Origin of the sequence: Pseudomonas putida (genome assembly GCA_029953615.1) — a bacterium.
GTDB lineage: Bacteria > Pseudomonadota > Gammaproteobacteria > Pseudomonadales > Pseudomonadaceae > Aquipseudomonas.
The window spans coordinates 365,846-383,306 of the sequence record CP124529.1 but is presented as its reverse complement, the minus strand read 5'-3'; the positions used below and the strand labels follow the sequence as shown (position 1 = coordinate 383,306).

Here is a 17,461-nt window from a genome sequence, read left to right as displayed (position 1 = left end):
TCATGTGTTTCGAAAAGGTCGTTTGTTGACCCCGCCCTATAGATTAATACTGACCTGGATCAACGATTACAACCGGTCGTGCGAAGAGGAGGTCAGTACCCGCTTCCGGCATCTGCAAAACAACAACAACGAACATCAGAAATTTATAAGAATTCTGCTCCAGTCTTCAGCCGCTCCCGCCGCGGCCGACCCATTCGAGGGTTCTTCATGGCTTCGCAACACAACAACAAACAGCGTTCCCTGCAGCACGGCCTGACGTCCCGTCAGGTATCCATGATCTCCATCGCCGGCATCATCGGCGCCGGCCTGTTCATCGGCTCCTCCAACGCCATCGCCACCGCCGGCCCGGCCATCCTTATCTCCTACGCCATGACCGGCCTGTTGGTCTTGCTGGTGATGCGCATGCTGGGCGAAATGGCCATCGCCAACCCCAACAGCGGCTCGTTTTCCACCTATGCCTCGGAGGCCATCGGCCCTTGGGCGGGCTTTACCATCGGCTGGCTGTACTGGTGGTTCTGGGTGCTGATCATTCCGGTCGAGGCCATTGCCGGCGCCGATATCCTGCATGCCTACTTCCCCGGTGTGCCGTCGTGGCTGTTCGCTTTCCTGATCATGCTGGTGCTGTCGGGTACCAACCTGATCAGCGTGAAGAACTTCGGGGCCTTCGAGTACTGGTTCGCGCTGGTCAAGGTGGTGGCGATCATCGCCTTCATCGTGGTCTGCAGCCTGGCGGTGTTCGGCGTCTGGCCGCTGGCCGAGGTGTCCGGGGTCAGCCGGCTGTGGGACAACGGCGGCTTCATGCCCAACGGTTTCGGCACTGTGCTCGGTGGCGTGCTGATCACCATCTTCTCGTTCTTCGGCGCCGAAATCGTCACCATCGCCGCTGACGAAACAGCCAACCCGAAAGACAAGATCCGCCGCGCCACCAACCTGGTCGTGTACCGCATCGCCATCTTCTACCTGGCATCGATCTTCCTGGTGGTGTCGCTGGTGGCCTGGAACGACCCGGGGCTGAAAGCAGTGGGTTCGTTCCAGCGTGTGCTTGAGGTGCTGAACGTGCCGGGCGCCAAGCTGCTGGTGGATATCGTGGTGCTGGTGGCCGTGACCAGCTGCATGAACTCGGGCCTGTACACCGCGTCGCGCATGCTGTATTCGCTGGGCGCCCGTGGCCAGGCGCTGAGCGTTACCAAACGTATCTCCGGCTCTGGCGTACCGACCGTGGCGGTCATCTTCTCGACCCTGGCCGGCTTTGCCGGGTGCTTCGTCAACTATGTGTTCCCAGGCAAGGTATTCGGCTTCCTGCTGTCCACCACTGGCGCCATCGCCTTGCTGGTGTACCTGGTGATTGCCGTGTCGCAGCTGCGCATGCGTGCCCGTGCCGAGCGTGAAGGGCGGCCGCTGGAGCTGAAGATGTGGCTGTTCCCGTGGCTGACCTGGCTGGTGATCGGCACCATCGTCATGGTGCTGGGCTACATGCTGTTCAGCGATGCCTACCGCTACGAGACACTGATGACTGCCGGGGTGACTGCATTCATCCTGCTGGTTTCGCTGACCCAGCGGGGCGCCAAGGTGGTTGCCCAGGCGGCCTGATGATTCTGCTTTAATGGGGGCGTTGCGCGCCCCCATTCGAACAAGCACAGGAAGCGTATGAACGACCACTCCCTTTCTCTACAGGCCCTCGCTGCACCCGATGGCACTTGCTACGGCTGCGGTTGCTCCCACCCCAGCGGCCTGCACCTGCAAAGCCACTGGGATACCGACGGCATCCACCTGTTGTGCAGGCACCTGCCCGACAGCACCTTCATCGGCTGGCCTGGCCTGGTCTATGGCGGCCTGCTGGCGATGCTGGTCGACTGCCACTCCAACTGGACGGCGATGGCCTACCACTACCGTAACGAAGGTCGCGAGCCGGGTAGCCTGCCGCGTATCGACTGCGTTACCGGCACGCTCAACCTGACCTACCTGAAACCCACGCCGATGGGCGTCGAGCTGTTGCTCAAGGCACGTGTGGAAGGCGAAGTAGGGCGTAAGAGCCGGGTAATTTGTGAAGTGTGGGCCGACGATGTGCTGACCGTCACTGCCGACTCGGTGTTCGTTCGCGTCGATACCGAAAAGCTCAAGCTCAAAGCCCACGGCCAGGCCTGAAACGCGCATGCTGATAAAGGGTCGGTGATGGTCAGCGGCCGGGGATGCCTCTAGAGTGAGAGGTTCATTCCTCAGGCAAGGTTGATCATGACCGATCTCAGTGCTTTCCCCATTACCCGCAAGTGGCCCGCGAAACACCCCGAGCGCCTGCAGCTTTACTCGCTGCCGACGCCCAACGGCGTCAAGGTGTCGATCATGCTCGAAGAAATCGGCCTGGCCTATGAGCCGCACAAGGTCAGCTTCGACAACGATGACCAACTGAGCCCCGAATTCATCTCGCTCAGCGCCAACAACAAGATTCCCGCCATCCTCGACCCCAATGGCCCAGGCGGCAAGCCGCTGCCGCTGTTCGAGTCCGGGGCGATCCTGCAGTACCTGGCGGAGAAGAGCGGCCAGTTGCTCAGCCAGGACCCGGCCCAGCGTTACCAGACCCTGCAGTGGCTGATGTTCCAGATGGGCGGTATCGGGCCGATGTTCGGCCAGGTTGGCTTCTTCCACTTCTTCGCTGGCAAGGAATACGAGGACAAGCGCCCGCGGGACCGTTATGTCAACGAGTCCAGGCGCCTGCTCGGTGTGCTGGACCGGCATTTGAAGGGCCGGGAGTGGATGGTCGACGAGTACAGCATTGCCGACATCGCGATCTTCCCCTGGGTGCGCAACCTGGTGGAGCGCTATAACGCCCGTGAGTTGGTCGGCTTCGATCAGTTCAAGAACGTGCAGCGGGTGCTGGCGGCATTCCTCGAGCGGCCGGCCGTGCAGCGTGGGCTAAAGATTCCAGGTTGATGTTGGCTGTAAGGGCGCTATCGCCGGCAAGCCAGCTCCCACAGGTAATGCACAAGGCCTGGGGCCTGTGGTGTACCTGTGGGAGCTGGCTTGCCGGCGATAGCGCCCTTAGAGCCAACAATGTACTCCAGCGGCTCAGAAAATGTGGTGCAGCAACCAGTACAGGCTGCCGGCCAACAGCATCGCTGCCGGCAAGGTCAGCACCCAGGCCATCAGCAGATTGATCAGCGTGCGCTTCTGAATCCCCGACCCGTTGGCCACCATGGTCCCGGCCACCCCGGAGCTCAGCACGTGGGTGGTCGATACCGGCAACCCGAACATGTCCGCCGCACCGATGGTGCACATCGCCACCACTTCAGCCGAAGCCCCCTGGGCATAGCTGAGGTGGGTCTTGCCGATCTTCTCGCCTACCGTCACCACGATGCGCCGCCAGCCGACCATGGTACCCAGCCCCAGTGCGATGGCCACGGCCACTTTCACCCACAGCGGGATGTAGCGGGTGGCATCGTCCAGCTGGGTCTTGAACAGCAGCACCTTGCTGCGTGTGTCGGCATCGAACACCACCAGCTGGTTCTTCTCGATCAGGCGGATGGCTTCGCTGGTCAGGTACATGTCGTTGCGCACGTTGGCCATGGCTTCGGCCGGTACCCGTTTGAGCGAGCCATAACCTTTGACCTGATCGCCGATCATGCCGGTCAGCGCTGCCAGCGCCGGTGCCAGGTGCGGGCTGGCCTTGGGTTCTGCAATGAACGTGGTCAGCACCTGGCGCGGGTCGGCCGGGGCCGTTAGCGGGTTGTTGCGCACCAGTGCCTGGCGGGTTACCTCGGCGACGGCGGAAAACTGCAAGGCCTGCTCATTGGGCATGGTCTTGTTCAGTGCGTAAGCCATCGGCAGGGTGCCAACCAGGATCAGCATGATCAGGCCCATGCCTTTCTGGCCGTCGTTGGAGCCATGGGCAAAGGACACGCCGGTGCAGGTCAGGATCAGCACGCCGCGGATCCACCACGGTGGCGGCGTCTGGCCTTCCGGCGCCTGGTACAGCGCCTTGCGCCGGACCAGCGCGCGCAGGGCCAGTAGCAACAGGGCAGCGCAGGCAAAGCCGATCAGCGGCGAGAACAGCAAGGCATAACCGACCTTGCTGGCCTGGGCCCAGTCCACGCCACTGGTGCCGTCGCGCCCGTGCATCAGCGCATTGGCCACGCCCACGCCGATGATCGAACCGATCAGGGTGTGCGAGGATGAGGCCGGCAGGCCCAGCCACCAGGTGCCGAGGTTCCAGATGATCGCCGCCAGCAGCAGGGCGAAGACCATGGCGAAGCCGGCCGAGGAGCCTACCTGCAGAATCAGCTCAACCGGCAGCAGGGCGATGATGCCGAACGCCACCCGCGCCGCTGGAAAGCAGCACGCCGAGGAAGTTGCACAGCCCGGACCAGACCACGGCGACCGGTGCCGGCAACGAATGGGTGTAGATGACGGTGGCCACTGCGTTGGCGGTGTCGTGGAAGCCATTGACGAACTCGAAGCCCAGGGCGATCAGCAACGCCAGGCCCAGCAGCAGAAATGGCGTGACCGTGGTGATTACCGTACCGCTGGCCGTCACATCCTGCTTCAGGCTCCAGGCGGTATAGGCGATGCCGGCCAGCAGCAGGCCGAAGAACAGCACCAGGCTGGCACGCCCCGGCTTGTGGGCAAGCTGCGGGCGGGAGTCGCGTTGGGCCAGTTGCGGCTGGCTGGCCAGTGACGGGGTTGCCATGGGGGCTCCGGTTGGCAGGGGGCGAAGGTGCCGAAGGCCTTGAGCATAGAAACAATTCGTAACCCGGCCGTGACCTCGATCAATGATTTATCTAGGCTCAAGACGGACGGTAATGGCAGGAGAAACCCATGATTCGCTGCAAGCGTGTCTATGACGCGGTTGAGCCGGACGATGGCCAGCGCGTGTTGGTCGATCGCCTGTGGCCGCGTAACAAGCGCAAGGAAGACCTGCACGGGCAGTGGTTGCGCGAAGTTGCACCCTCGGCTGAATTACGCAAGGCGTTTCACCAGGGTGAAGTGGATTTCGCCGGCTTCACCCGGCGCTACCAGCAGGAGCTGGCGGCCCGCCCCGAACACTGGTACCCGCTGCTGGACCTGGCCGGAAAGGGCACGCTGACATTGCTTTATGCGGGCAAGGACACCGAGCATAACAATGCCCGGGTGCTGGCTGAATGGCTGGAGGACGAGCTGGACCGGCGTGGGCCTGGCAGTTCGCCCGTGTGCTACGCCCCATGAGCGATAATGATTTATCGGGACTGTGCTGACCCTGTAAGCGGCCTTGTGTCGCGACAGGGCCGCAGAGCGGCCCCGGCAATAATTGCTCCATGTCGAAACCCGGGGCTGCTTTGCAGGCCCTGTCGCGACACAAGGCCGCTCCTACAAACGACAGTGCAAGAGCTGCCAGACTAGAGAACCCATGCCTCTACAACTAACCCCCGCCAACGACACCCACCGCAACTTCGCCCGCGACCTCACGCGCCGCGCCATGCTGCCGTACTACCGCGAATACGACCTGCTGTGGATAGAGCAAGCCTTCGACGAAGCCTGGGGCTGGCGCGAACAGTGGTTGGTGACTGAAGGCGATCGCGTGCTCGGCTACTGCAGCCTCAGCCAGGACCGCCAGGCGCTGTTCATCCGTGAGTTGCACCTGCTACCCGAGCACCGTGGGCGTGGTGTCGGCAGCTGGGTGCTGGAGCAGCTGGCGCTGTGGGCCCGCCAGCGGCATCTGCCGCTGCTACGGCTGATGGTGTTTCGCAGCAACCCGGCGCGTGTGCTGTACCGGCGCCAGGGTTTCGTCGAAATGGGTGAGGACGACTGTTTTGTGCGCATGCAGCGTACGATCGACTAATAGCGCAATGATGGCTTGTCGCGACGAGTGGGCATGGGCATAGTGAACTCAGACGTTTACGGCTGCCTGCCGGTGGGTAGGCAGTACCAGCGTGTGAACAGGGAACAGGAGCCCCCCCATGAATGGAATCGGTCCGCGGTTGCGGGAAGAGCGTGAGCGTCTGGGGATGACCCAGCGCGTGTTTGGTGACATCGGCGGGGTCGAACCCAATGCCCAGGGCAAATACGAGAGTGGTGAACGCTCGCCGCGGGTCGATTACCTGGCTGCATTGGCGAGCAGAGGCGTGGATGCGCTATACGTGCTCAGCGGTATCCGCACCCCGGCACCGCTCGAAGGGCTGAACACCGATGAGTCCAGTTTGCTGGATGCGTTCCGGCAGTTGTCGGGCGACGATCAGGCGGCACTCTGGCACTTGCTGAGGCGTTTGACCCACTCCGACAAATCCCGGCAGGCAGTGAGGCCGCTGCCGGTTGAACGTCAGGCGTTTCTTACGGAAGGAATGCGTTAGGTCCGCCGTGAAAAATTTTGTTAAGGTGGCAGGATCCAATCGCCCTGCTGACGAGGTGTGTGCTTGATTAGGGTCTTAGTGGTCGATGATCACGATCTGGTACGAACCGGTATTACCCGCATGCTGGCCGACATCGATGGCCTGCAGGTGGTGGGTGAGGGTGATTCGGGCGAATCGGCACTCAAGCTGGCCCGCGAGCTGAAGCCGGACGTGGTGCTGATGGACGTGAAAATGCCCGGTATCGGCGGCCTGGAGGCTACCCGCAAGCTGCTGCGAAGCCACCCGGACATCAAAGTGGTTGCCGTGACCGTGTGCGAGGAAGACCCATTCCCCACGCGCCTGCTGCAGGCCGGCGCTGCCGGCTACCTGACCAAGGGCGCCGGCCTTGACGAAATGGTCCAGGCGATCCGCCTGGCCTTTGCCGGCCAGCGCTACATCAGCCCGCAGATCGCCCAGCAGCTGGCGCTGAAACCGTTCCAGCCACAGGGTTCACCGTTCGACGCCTTGTCGGAGCGGGAAATCCAGATTGCCCTGATGATCGTCGGCTGCCAGAAGGTACAGATCATCTCCGACAAGTTGTGCCTCTCACCCAAGACCGTCAATACTTACCGTTATCGGATCTTTGAAAAACTCTCGGTCACCAGCGACGTCGAACTGACCTTGCTGGCCGTTCGCCACGGTATGGTCGACGCAAGCCTGTAAAACCTCATGTCCCAAGTTTTCGATGCCAGCGCATTCCTGGCGACCTGCAGTGGTCGCCCGGGCGTATACCGGATGTTCGACGGCGAAGCCCGGCTGCTTTACGTGGGCAAGGCCAAAAACCTCAAGAAGCGCCTGGCCAGCTATTTCCGCAAGACCGGCCTGGCGCCCAAGACCGCCGCGCTGGTGGCGCGCATCGCCCAGGTCGAAACCACCATCACCGCCAACGAAACCGAGGCGCTGCTGCTGGAGCAGAACCTGATCAAGGAATGGCGGCCGCCGTACAACATCCTGCTGCGCGACGACAAATCCTACCCCTACGTGTTCCTTTCCGACGGCGAGTTCCCGCGGTTGGGCATTCACCGTGGGGCGAAGAAGGCCAAGGGCCGCTACTTTGGCCCGTACCCCAGTGCCGGGGCCATTCGTGAAAGCCTCAGCCTGCTGCAAAAGGCCTTTTCGGTGCGCCAGTGCGAAGACAGTTATTACGCCAACCGCACCCGGCCGTGCCTGCAGTACCAGATCAAGCGCTGCAAAGGCCCCTGCACGGGCCTGGTAACCGCCGAGGAATATGCCGAGGACGTGCGCCATTCGGTGATGTTCCTGGAGGGTCGTAGCCAGCAACTGGGCAACGAGCTGAATGCCGAAATGGAAAAGGCCGCCATGGCCCTCGATTTCGAGAAGGCCGCCGAGTTGCGCGACCAGATCGCCTTGCTGCGCCGCGTTCAGGACCAGCAGTACATCGAAGGCGGCAGCGGGGATGTCGACGTTATCGCCGCCTTCGTCAACCCTGGTGGCGCCTGCGTGCACCTGATCAGCGTGCGCGGCGGGCGGGTGCTGGGCAGCAAGAACTTCTTCCCGCAGGTGGGCATCGAGGAGGAGGTGGCCGAAGTGATGGCGGCGTTCCTCTCCCAGTACTACCTGGGCAATGCCGAGCGCGAACTGCCGGGCGAACTGATCGTCAACGTGGTGCACGAAGACTTCGAAGCCATCACCGAAGCACTGCACACGCTGCGTGGCCGCGAGCTGACCATCAGCCACCGGGTGCGCGGTACCCGCGCCCGCTGGCAGCAACTGGCAGTGACCAACGCCGAGCAGGCACTCAATGCCCGCCTGGCCAACCGCCAGCACATGGCCGCACGTTTCGAGGCCCTGGCCGAGGTGCTGCAGCTGGACGAGGTGCCGCAACGCCTGGAGTGCTACGACATCAGCCATTCCAGCGGCGAAGCCACCGTGGCCAGCTGCGTGGTGTTCGGCCCCGAAGGCCCGCTCAAGTCCGACTACCGCCGCTTCAACATCGAAGGTGTCACGGCCGGTGACGACTACGCCGCCATGCACCAGGCCCTGACCCGCCGCTACGGGCGCATCAAGGACGGCGAGGGCAAGCTGCCAGACGTGCTGCTGGTGGACGGCGGCAAAGGCCAGTTGAACATGGCCCGTGACGTGATGCAGGAGCTGGGCTTCAGCGACCTGACCCTGCTCGGCGTGGCCAAGGGCGTGACACGCAAGGCCGGTTTCGAAACCCTGTACCTGAACGACGTGCACCATGAGTTCACCCTCAAGGGCGACTCACCGGCCCTGCACCTGATCCAGCAGATCCGCGACGAAGCCCACCGTTTCGCCATTACCGGCCACCGCGCCCGCCGTGGCAAGGCCCGCCGGGTGTCGAGCCTGGAGGACGTGGCCGGGGTAGGGCCCAAGCGCCGGCGCGACCTGCTGAAACATTTCGGCGGCCTGCAGGAGCTCAACCGCGCCAGTATCGATGAAATCGCCAAAGCACCCGGCATCAGTAAAAAGCTTGCCGAGTCGATTTATGCCAGCCTGCATAGCGAGTAGAATGCGGGCTCAACTTGCGGCCAGTCGTACCGATGAATATTCCAAACCTGCTCACCGTTCTACGCGTCCTGCTCATCCCGATCTTCATCCTGCTGTTCTACATGCCTTACCACTGGAGCTACATGGCAGCCAGCAGTGTGTTCGCCGTTGCCGCCGCCACCGACTGGCTGGACGGCTACCTGGCGCGTCGTCTGCAGCAGAGCACGCCGTTCGGTGCCTTCCTCGACCCTGTGGCCGACAAGCTGATGGTGGCGGTGGCCCTGGTGCTGCTGGTGCAGACCCACGCCAACTTCTGGCTGACCCTGCCGGCCGCGGTCATCATTGGCCGCGAGATCGTGGTGTCGGCGCTGCGCGAGTGGATGGCCGAACTGGGCGCGCGGGCGCATGTGGCGGTGTCCAACCTCGGCAAGTGGAAAACCGCGGCCCAGATGCTGGCGCTGGTGATCCTGCTGGCCAACCCCCCGGCGGTAACCTTCTGGGTAATCCTCGGCTACGCGCTGCTGCTGGTGGCGGCGGGGCTGACCCTGTGGTCGATGGTGCACTACCTGCTGGCCGCCTGGCCGCACCTGCGCGAAGGTTCGGAACAGAAATAAAAGTTTTTTGAATCAAGGGGTTGACGCCGTTTTGGAGTTCGCTAGAATGGCACCCATCACGACGCGGGAATAGCTCAGTTGGTAGAGCACGACCTTGCCAAGGTCGGGGTCGCGAGTTCGAGTCTCGTTTCCCGCTCCAAAATTGGCCCTTATCGAAGGATTTCGGTGGGGCAAGAAAGAAGGCCCTTCGGGGCCTTTTTTCGTTTCTGTCATTTGCTCTTTTCCCTCCGGCGCCACGCCTGTCTGCTTGATCGACGCCATGCGAAGATCTGGTCATCAAAGGAGGCTTGAGATGACCCGATCCTCTAATACCAGTGTTGCCACTGAAGTCAGAAACCTTGCCAAAAAGCACCATGTTACCGCGAAGCGTGACGGGGTGAGTGGTATGGCTGTGACTATCAGTCGTCTGGCTGGTGATATCATCCACCTGGACGTCGTCGAACAGTTGCTGGTGAACCTTAAAAGAAAAGGCGTGCTCAGCAAGGTTGAGATCATGGCACTGCAAGGGCGCTATCTCGCCGAAAAACGGCGCACCAGGAAACCGATCCGCGCATGAGCTTCGATCCGTTCGGAGATTTCGAGGTGGCAGGGTACCTGCAAAGTGCCCTGCAACTCAAAGACCCAGATCTGCAGATTGCCATAAAGCGTCTGTAAGTCGTGGAAGAAAGGGCCTTAGGGCAAATGCCTGTCAGTTAAGATATTTGGGGCCGCCTTGCGGCCCATCGCCGGCAAGCCAGCTCCCACAGGTATAGTGCAACTCTTGAGCCCTGCGCTGTACCTGTGGGAGCTGGCTTGCCGGCGATGGGCTGCAAAGCAGCCCCAGTGAAGCCTTTAGAAACCTTAACTGACTGGCATTAGCCTTCGGGCCCTTTTTCGTTTCAGCGCCAAACCGCCAGCTCGAACCCGTCACTCGTTGCCCTGGCGCCCCCAAAGTTGTGCCGACAGCAGTTGCAGGCGCTCGGCCAGGTTGGCCACATGGGCCGCAGTAGTACGGCTCTGGCTGCTGGCAAGCACACTGTTGCGGGTGGTTTGGCTGATATCCGCCAGGCTGCCCTGAATGCTGTCACCCACCGCACTCTGCTCCTCTACAGCGGCAGCGATCTGCACACTCATACCGCTTATCTCATCGACGCGCCGGGTAATGCCATCCAGCGCCCGGGCGGCCAGCAGGGCCTGTTCGACGCTGACCTCGGCCTTGCTGTGACTACGCTGCATCGCCAGCACGGCATTACCGGTGGAGCGGCGCAAGGTCTCTATGGTGCCCTGGATGTGGGCGGTGGATTGCTGGGTTCGCGAAGCCAGCCCGCGCACCTCGTCGGCGACCACGGCGAACCCCCGGCCTGCCTCACCGGCTCGTGCAGCTTCGATGGCGGCGTTGAGGGCAAGCAGGTTGGTCTGTTCGGCGATGCTTTGAATGACCTCCAGTACCCGGCCAATTTCACTTCCATGCTGTTCCAGTTGATCGATCACTGCGCTGGTCTGTTGCACCTCGCTGGCGAGACTATCGATGTGCTGGCGGGTTTGCTCGACCAGTTGCTGACCGCGGTCCGATTCCTCATTGGCCAGGTTCGCGGCGCTGGCGGTGAGCTGGGCGTTGCGCGCCACTTCCTGGACACTGCTGGCCATCTGGGTTATTGCGCTGGCTACCTGGGCGGTTTCCCCCTGCTGCCGCAGGGTCGCGCAATTGTTGTTGTCCACTGCCGATACAAGCGCTTCGGCTTCCTTGCTCAGCTGGCGGGACGAGTCGGCAATGCGTCCGACGATTGCCTGGGTCTCGGCTTCGAGCATTTGCAGGGCGAAATCGATCTGGCCAAATTGGTCGCGGCGGCCGCTGTAGAGAATCTGGCTCAGAGGGTTGTCGGCGATCTTCCTGGCTTTGCGCGCAAGGGCGTCGAGGGGGCGCAGGCTGAAGCGCAACAGGCCGCCGAGCAGCAAGCTCGACAGCATCATGGAGAAGGCGGCATGGCTCCAGGCCAACGCGCCCAGCGAGCCCAAGGCAGCGAAGCACAGCAGGTTGACGCCAGTGCTGGCGAGTGCCAGGCGCATGCCGACGGATAGCCGTGACATACGCAGGCAGTTGGCCTTTCTACCGGTACGCAACTGCGCATAGAGATGTTCTGCAGCTTGCACCAGCGCTTTGGCCGGTAGCGTGCGAACCGATTGGTATTCCACTGTTTCGCCATTGCGCTGCATCGGCGTGACGTAGGCGCTGACCCAGTAGTGGTCACCGTTCTTGCAGCGATTTTTTACAAGCCCCATCCACGAGCGCCCGGATTTGAGTGTCTGCCACAGATGCGCAAAGGCTTCCGGGGGCATGTCCGGGTGACGCACGATGTTGTGATTGACGCCGAGCAGTTCGGTTTCACTGAAGCCGCTGATGTTGATGAAGTCGGGGTTGACGTAAGTGATGGCGCCTTTGGGGTTGGTTGTGGAAAGGATGTTCGCGTTTGCGCTGAATTCGACGGCACGACCACTGACCGGAAGATTGGTTTTCATTGTTTTTCTCCTGAACTGACGGGTACGCGCCGGGTAACTGCGCTTTCCTCGAAACGGTCTTCTGTGCTGAGCAGATGTTGTATCTGGGCGGCAGGTTGTGGCCGACTGAACCAGTAACCTTGGGCGTAGTGGCAGCCTTCACCGACCACGAATTCGAGCTGCGCCGAACTCTCGATGCCTTCGGCCACCACTTCCAGGCCAAGGCTACGGCCGAGGCCGATGATCGCTTGGCTGATCGCACTCTGTTTGCTCTCGCAAGGCACGCCGTTGATGAAGCTCTTGTCCAGTTTGAGGATGTGCAGCGGAAAGCGGGTGAGGTAGCCCAGCGAGGAATAGCCGGTGCCAAAGTCGTCCAGGGCCAGCAGTACGCCGAGACTGGTCAATTCATGCAGACAGGCCAATGTGTCCGTGTCGTCATGCATCAGCTGGCTTTCGGTAATTTCCAGGATCAGGCTGGCGGGCGGCAGGCCGCTTTCCTGCAGGATGTCGATAAGCCGAAGGGTGAAGTCGACTTGTTGCAGCTGGGTGCTGGAGATGTTCACCGAGCAGCGTAAAAGGCCATGTCCGGCCAGTTGCCAGAGCCGGGTCTGCTGGCAGGCCTGGCGCAATACCCATTCGCCGACGCGGATGATCTCCCCCGACTCCTCCAGCGCCGGGATGAACTCCAATGGCGAGATCAGGCGTTCACCATGGCGCCAGCGCAGCAGTGCCTCGACCCCGGTCACCTGCGGCGCCCCTGGGTCCAGACGATAGATCGGTTGGTAATACAGTTCGAACTCATTGCGTTGCAGTGCCTGGCCTAGCGCGGACTCCAGTTCAAGATTCTGCTGTGCGGTGTCTTGCAACGTTTCGTCGTAGTGGGCGAAGCGGGCCTTGCCGGCAGACTTGGCTCGGTAGAGGGCAAGATCGGCCGCCTGCAGGACATCCAGGGCTTTGCCATTGTCGTGCAATGGCGCGATGCCGATGCTGGCGCTGACCACCAGGGTTCGGCCGTCCATGTGCAGCGGCTTATGCAAGTTGTCGAGGATGCGCTGGGATATCTGTTCGGCGTCGCGGTCGCAGGTAAGGTCATGAAGCAGGACGATGAACTCGTCTCCGCCGAATCGGAACAGTTGGTCGGTGGGGCGCAGCGACTCTTTCAGGCGCATTGCAACTTCCACCAGCACGCGATCACCGACGTTGTGGCCGAGGCTGTCGTTAATCAGCTTGAAGCGGTCCAGATCGATGAATAGTAGCGCCTCGTAGTCACCGCCCTTGCGCTGCTTCCTGAAGGTCTTCTGCATCTGCTCGTCAAGCCGGATGCGGTTGGCCAGGCCGGTCAACGGGTCATGCTGGGCGGTGTGCTGGAGGCGCTGCTCGGCATCCTTGCGTGCACTGATATCAGACTGCGAGCCAGCCATGCGTAGCTCGCCGGGGTTGGTCATTTCGGCGACCCCTCGCACGAGGACCCAGATGTAGTCGCCGTTGTGCTTGCGGATACGGTACTCGTAGTGAACGGAGGATGTCTGCCCTTGTAGATGGGCATTGATGGCATGGCGAAAATCCGGCAGGTCGTCCGGGTGCACGCGGCCGAACCAACTGGCACTGCTCTCGCCGATGCTGTCGCGGCTGAGGCCGAGCATGCTGGCCCAGCGTTCAGAAACGTAAAGCCGGTCCTGATCCACATGCCAGTCCCACAGCCCGTCGTTGGCACCGCGCAGCGCGCGGGCGAAGCGAGCCTCACTATCTTCCAGCGCCTTGTGCTGGGCCGCACTGTAGGTATCGATGGCCAGCGTCATGTCGAAGAACACCGCCTTCAACAGGCTTGAATAGAGCGTTACATCCGGGCTGTCGCCGAACACGCTTTCAAGCATGTCGTCGAGGTAAAGCCGATAGCTGCCGAGGTACCACTTCAGCTCCAGGCCGATCTGCTGATGGATCACACCGATGCGCAGGCGGCCGTTGACGTAGGTTTCATCGTAGGGGCCGCTCCACAAGCGCTGGTAATACTCAGCCTGGCTCTGCTTCAAACGGGCGGTGACCTGCGGCGTGCGAAGCAAAGCGGACGGCGTGGCAAATTCCGCCAGGTGACGGTACAGATGGTCGACGAAAGCCTGCTGGGACGGGGCCATCTGCTGAGCTGCTGCGCCTAGTCGTCTGGCATCATCGGCGCTCCAGTCGAGAAAGCGAAAGCGTTCGACAATCTCCGCGTGGTCGAGACGGATACGCTTGAGCAGTTCCTCGAGGTCTTTTGTCACCTTCATTCATATCCCCCGGTGTTGGAGAAGTTCCTTTTTGCTGAACAAAAAAAAGCGCCGTGGCAACAAGTTCTGCTCGAGAACTTGTTGCCACGGCGCTTCGTCTTTCAGGCCTGTTATCCTGCTCGGCAAAGCCGGTTCCCGCGGGGCGGAACCTGGTGATGGCACATTCACATCACTGGGGATCTTCCGACAATTTATCCAGCAATGCAACCAAGCGTCGCCGCAGCAAACCCAGTTCGCGGGATTTGAACGCGTGTCGGGTCTGTTCGAGAACCTCGGTGGCATCCAGCAAGGCAGCTTGTACCTGCCCAGCCGGGCCCAACCGGGCTTCACCGAGCCAGCGGCAAAGCGGTGCGACGCTGCAATTGGCAGGCGTACTCAGCACCTCGCAATCGGGTGCGACAGGCGCCAACAACTGGCGCAATTGATCGGCCAGTTCAAGATTGTTGCAGATAATTCTGGTTGCCGGGTTGGACTCGCTCATCAATCTTCATTCCCCAATGTTCGGTGTGCTGTTTACAACACCGCCCATGGCGTTTGATTGATTCAGGTCAATGCTGAAACCTTTCCATTTACCCTGTGAAGCCCTTCGGCGCGAACAGCGCTCCCCGAAACCGAGCGCCGTGAGGCGGCGTTCGGTTTCGAATGGGCAACGGACGTCCTGTCAAACGTGTGGCCGCCTGCTCAGTACCTGAACTCGACCCCCACGTACGCGCCAATCCCGTCCCCCGGCCAGAACGACGCGGTATCCTGCCCGCGCGCGTTGTACACCGGCGTCACCGCTGTCACGTAGGCCTTGTTCGCCAGGTTCTTCAGGTCCAGCGACACTTTCCAGTTGCCCTTCGGTGCCTCGTATCCCAGGTTCGCTCCCCAGATGGTGTACGACGGTGCATACAGGGTATTGGCATAGTCCACGGCCGTACGCGAGGCTGACTGTACGTTGATGCCGGTGTACCAGCCGCTGTGGTCCTGATACTGCAGCTCACCCTGATAGATGTGCTTGGGCACGCCCGGCAACTGGTTGTCGCCGAAGGTGTCGTCATGCCGGTAGTAGAAGTCGTTGTAGGTGTACACCTGGCGCCAGCGTACCAGGTCGCCCTGAGGGTTTTCCCAAAGGCGGGTGTTCAGGCCGGCTTCGACCCCCTGATGGATGGTCGGTGAGGCGTTGAAGGCGCCAGTGACCGCTGCCGACGATGACGTGGCGGGGATGATCTGCACGTTCAGCAGCTCGTCGTGGATCCACGAGCGGTACAGGGCCAGGCTGCCATCGAAGATGCCGTGCGAGCCCTTGATACCGACCTCGAAGGTGTTGGCCTTCTGCTCCACCAACGGGCGGATGTAAGGCAGGGTCGGGCCGGAGCCTGAATATTCCCACGAAGCCGGCGGGTCGATGCTGCGGCTGAAGTTGGTGAATACCTGCAGGTTCGGGCTGAACTCATAGCGCAGGCCGATGCGCGGGGCGGTGCTCCAGTTGTCGTAGTCCACGTGCTGCGGGAAGGTGGTGGTGTTTGGGTTCACCGCGTGGTCGATATTGATGTTGCGCCGCACGTTGATGAACGACACGCCGCTGGTGAGCCAGAGGTTGTCGACCAGGTTGATATCGTTGCCCAGGGCAATCACCCGGTCGAACGAATCCTTGTAGTTGACCTGCTTGAGCGACACCTTGTTGTCGTTGGCCGAATTCACTCCGCCACGCAGGTGCTGGATGGACGTGACGGCGATGTTGCTGCGGCTTTCGTGGCCGAACAGATAGTCGACCCGGTCGTAGCCCAGCAACAGGCCGAGGTCGTGCCAGTCCCAGTAACTGGGGTTGCTCGGGCTGCGCGGGCTGTTGGTATGGCGATAGTCGTGGTACGACAGGCCGAAGGTCAGCCGTGCATCGTCGTCAAAGGTATAGGTGGTCTTGCTGCCTACCCAGATGCTGCCCGGGCGGCGCGCACCGGCACCGCTGCTCTCGGCGGTGGCGCTGGCACGGCGCGGGTGGTGCAGTGCGGCGTTGAGGGTGGTAGCGCTGGGGTCGTTGTGGGTTTCGTCGCGGTAGCGCAGCAGCAGGCGGGTTTCCAGCTTGGGGCTGAAGCGGTAGCCGGCATTGGCAACGATGCCCGAGCTTTTCGACAGGCTGTAGTCGCGATAACCCTCGTTGCGGTAGTTGTCGGCTTGCAGGTAGTAGTCCAGGTCGCCTTCGACCCCACCGTAGCTGATGCTCTGCTTCTGGTAGTGGTAGCTGCCGGCTTCGGCGCGCACGCGCAGGCCAGGGGCGCTGTAGCCGCTGTGGTTGACGAAGTTGACCGCGCCGCCGAGGGTCAGCGCGCCATACTGGAAGGCGTTGGCACCGCGCAGGATCTCGGTGTAGTTGACGCCGCTGGCATTGAGGAATTCGTAAGGTGTACCGCCAGGGCCGGTCAGCGGCAGGCCGTCGAACAGGAACTTGATGCCCTCACGGAAGTAGCCGGGCGAGGTATTGGCACCGGAGCCGCGGATCGAGATCTTCGCAGCGTCGTTGCCGCCGGTGGACTGCACGAATACCCCGGGCTGGTAGCCGAGGGTGTCCTGCAGCGTGGCAGTGCGGCCTTTGGCGACTTCTTCGCTGTCGACCACGCTGGTGCCACCGGGCACCTCGGCCAGGGCGCTGGCGGCCTGTTGCACTTCGGATTGCTTGGCTGCCTGCACGGTCACCGTGCCCAGGGTTTGCTCAGCGGCCAGTACCGTGACCGGGGCCAGCAGGGCCGTGGCCGCGGTGGCCAGGGCGGCGTGGCGGATGGCCAGGCGCAGTGGATGGGTTTGAATCGCACGCATCGTTCAATTCCTTGCAAGTCATCGTAGGTCCTCGGCGTTCTATGGGAATAGTCAGGCCTGTCGAAATGTGTAAGAGCAGTTTTTGTGCCAGCTGGCGAAAGGCCGGAAGTTGCGGGGGTGGCCAAAGTTTTGCTGTGAAGTGCTGAATAAAACAGCAAACTTTGTTGCGCCCCTGTTGTTTGTGGAACAGTGCCGGTTATATCCAAATATCCAAAGGAGAGGGGGCACCCTACGGAATGTTGTCAGGGCAACAGGGATGGAACAGTTTGTATGGTTAACGAGCCAGGCGGCTTAAACTAACCTCAATGAATGCGCCGTTTTAGCGCTGGCACGACAACTGCAATAGCCCTTTATGTAGCCGTCTATATAAAAGGCCCGTTGTGCAGCTGAATTCCCGATTGTTCAATACATGCCTGCTAGCCAGTGCGCTGTTGGTTGCCGCCTGCTCACCCGCCACGCCACCGCAGGGCCAGGTGCCGCTCAAGGG

14 protein-coding genes, 1 tRNA gene and 1 pseudogene are annotated in these 17,461 nt (G+C 61.7%); 11 read left to right on the top strand and 5 right to left on the bottom strand.

The features are described 5' to 3' along the window. Positions 1-207: 207 nt before the first annotated feature. The 3 genes from QIY50_01810 (at position 208) to QIY50_01800 (ending at position 2,928) form a co-directional block, all read left to right on the top strand. Positions 208-1,590 carry an amino acid permease gene (locus QIY50_01810; protein WGV21056.1) on the top strand — a complete coding sequence of 461 codons (1,383 nt, stop codon included), beginning with the start codon at positions 208-210 and terminating at the stop codon, positions 1,588-1,590. Between the two features lie 57 nt (positions 1,591-1,647). Continuing rightward, positions 1,648-2,145: a PaaI family thioesterase gene (locus tag QIY50_01805; GenBank protein WGV21055.1), complete on the top strand. Its 498-nt coding sequence runs from the start codon at positions 1,648-1,650 to the stop codon at positions 2,143-2,145. Positions 2,146-2,232: 87 nt separating this feature from the next. Further along, positions 2,233-2,928 carry a glutathione S-transferase N-terminal domain-containing protein gene (locus QIY50_01800; protein ID WGV21054.1) on the top strand — a complete coding sequence of 232 codons (696 nt, stop codon included), beginning with the start codon at positions 2,233-2,235 and terminating at the stop codon, positions 2,926-2,928. 135 nt (positions 2,929-3,063) lie between these two features. Here the strand turns inward: QIY50_01800 and QIY50_01795 are convergent. After that, a pseudogene (locus tag QIY50_01795) lies at positions 3,064-4,681 on the bottom strand (inorganic phosphate transporter). 128 nt (positions 4,682-4,809) lie between these two features. On the opposite strand from QIY50_01795, the gene QIY50_01790 reads away from it, so the two are divergent. The 8 genes from QIY50_01790 to QIY50_01755 all read left to right on the top strand — a co-directional run bounded on the left by QIY50_01790 (position 4,810) and on the right by QIY50_01755 (position 9,998). Beyond that, complete coding sequence (locus QIY50_01790) at positions 4,810-5,196, top strand: DUF488 family protein (GenBank protein ID WGV21053.1); 387 nt, start codon at positions 4,810-4,812, stop codon at positions 5,194-5,196. Between the two features lie 181 nt (positions 5,197-5,377). Then, the gene (locus QIY50_01785; GenBank protein WGV21052.1) at positions 5,378-5,809 is read left to right on the top strand and encodes a GNAT family N-acetyltransferase; all 432 of its coding nucleotides are present in this window, start codon (positions 5,378-5,380) and stop codon (positions 5,807-5,809) included. Positions 5,810-5,927: 118 nt separating this feature from the next. Continuing rightward, on the top strand, positions 5,928-6,317 hold the full coding sequence (locus QIY50_01780; protein ID WGV21051.1) for a helix-turn-helix domain-containing protein: 390 nt from the start codon (positions 5,928-5,930) through the stop codon (positions 6,315-6,317). A gap of 63 nt (positions 6,318-6,380) precedes the next feature. Next, positions 6,381-7,019 carry a UvrY/SirA/GacA family response regulator transcription factor gene (uvrY, locus tag QIY50_01775; GenBank protein WGV21050.1) on the top strand — a complete coding sequence of 213 codons (639 nt, stop codon included), beginning with the start codon at positions 6,381-6,383 and terminating at the stop codon, positions 7,017-7,019. Between the two features lie 6 nt (positions 7,020-7,025). Further along, complete coding sequence (gene uvrC / locus QIY50_01770) at positions 7,026-8,849, top strand: excinuclease ABC subunit UvrC (protein ID WGV21049.1); 1,824 nt, start codon at positions 7,026-7,028, stop codon at positions 8,847-8,849. A 32-nt stretch (positions 8,850-8,881) separates the two neighbouring features. Next, positions 8,882-9,442, top strand: a complete 561-nt coding sequence (pgsA, locus tag QIY50_01765) for a CDP-diacylglycerol--glycerol-3-phosphate 3-phosphatidyltransferase (GenBank protein WGV21048.1) — start codon at positions 8,882-8,884, stop codon at positions 9,440-9,442. A 63-nt stretch (positions 9,443-9,505) separates the two neighbouring features. Beyond that, a tRNA-Gly gene (locus QIY50_01760) sits at positions 9,506-9,581 on the top strand. Positions 9,582-9,734: 153 nt separating this feature from the next. Then, positions 9,735-9,998, top strand: coding sequence for a hypothetical protein (locus QIY50_01755; GenBank protein ID WGV21047.1), 264 nt, complete (start codon positions 9,735-9,737; stop codon positions 9,996-9,998). Between the two features lie 350 nt (positions 9,999-10,348). Here QIY50_01755 and QIY50_01750 read toward each other — a convergent pair whose 3' ends face one another. The 4 genes from QIY50_01750 to QIY50_01735 all read right to left on the bottom strand — a co-directional run bounded on the left by QIY50_01750 (position 10,349) and on the right by QIY50_01735 (position 16,974). Beyond that, positions 10,349-11,938 carry a PAS domain-containing methyl-accepting chemotaxis protein gene (locus QIY50_01750; protein WGV21046.1) on the bottom strand — a complete coding sequence of 530 codons (1,590 nt, stop codon included), beginning with the start codon at positions 11,936-11,938 and terminating at the stop codon, positions 10,349-10,351. Next, on the bottom strand, positions 11,935-14,181 hold the full coding sequence (locus QIY50_01745; protein ID WGV21045.1) for an EAL domain-containing protein: 2,247 nt from the start codon (positions 14,179-14,181) through the stop codon (positions 11,935-11,937). The genes QIY50_01750 and QIY50_01745 overlap by 4 nt, the downstream gene beginning before the upstream one ends. A 169-nt stretch (positions 14,182-14,350) precedes the next feature. Continuing rightward, positions 14,351-14,662, bottom strand: coding sequence for a hypothetical protein (locus QIY50_01740; protein WGV21044.1), 312 nt, complete (start codon positions 14,660-14,662; stop codon positions 14,351-14,353). A gap of 200 nt (positions 14,663-14,862) precedes the next feature. Next, positions 14,863-16,974, bottom strand: coding sequence for a TonB-dependent receptor (locus QIY50_01735; GenBank protein WGV21043.1), 2,112 nt, complete (start codon positions 16,972-16,974; stop codon positions 14,863-14,865). Between the last annotated feature and the right edge of the window lie 487 nt (positions 16,975-17,461).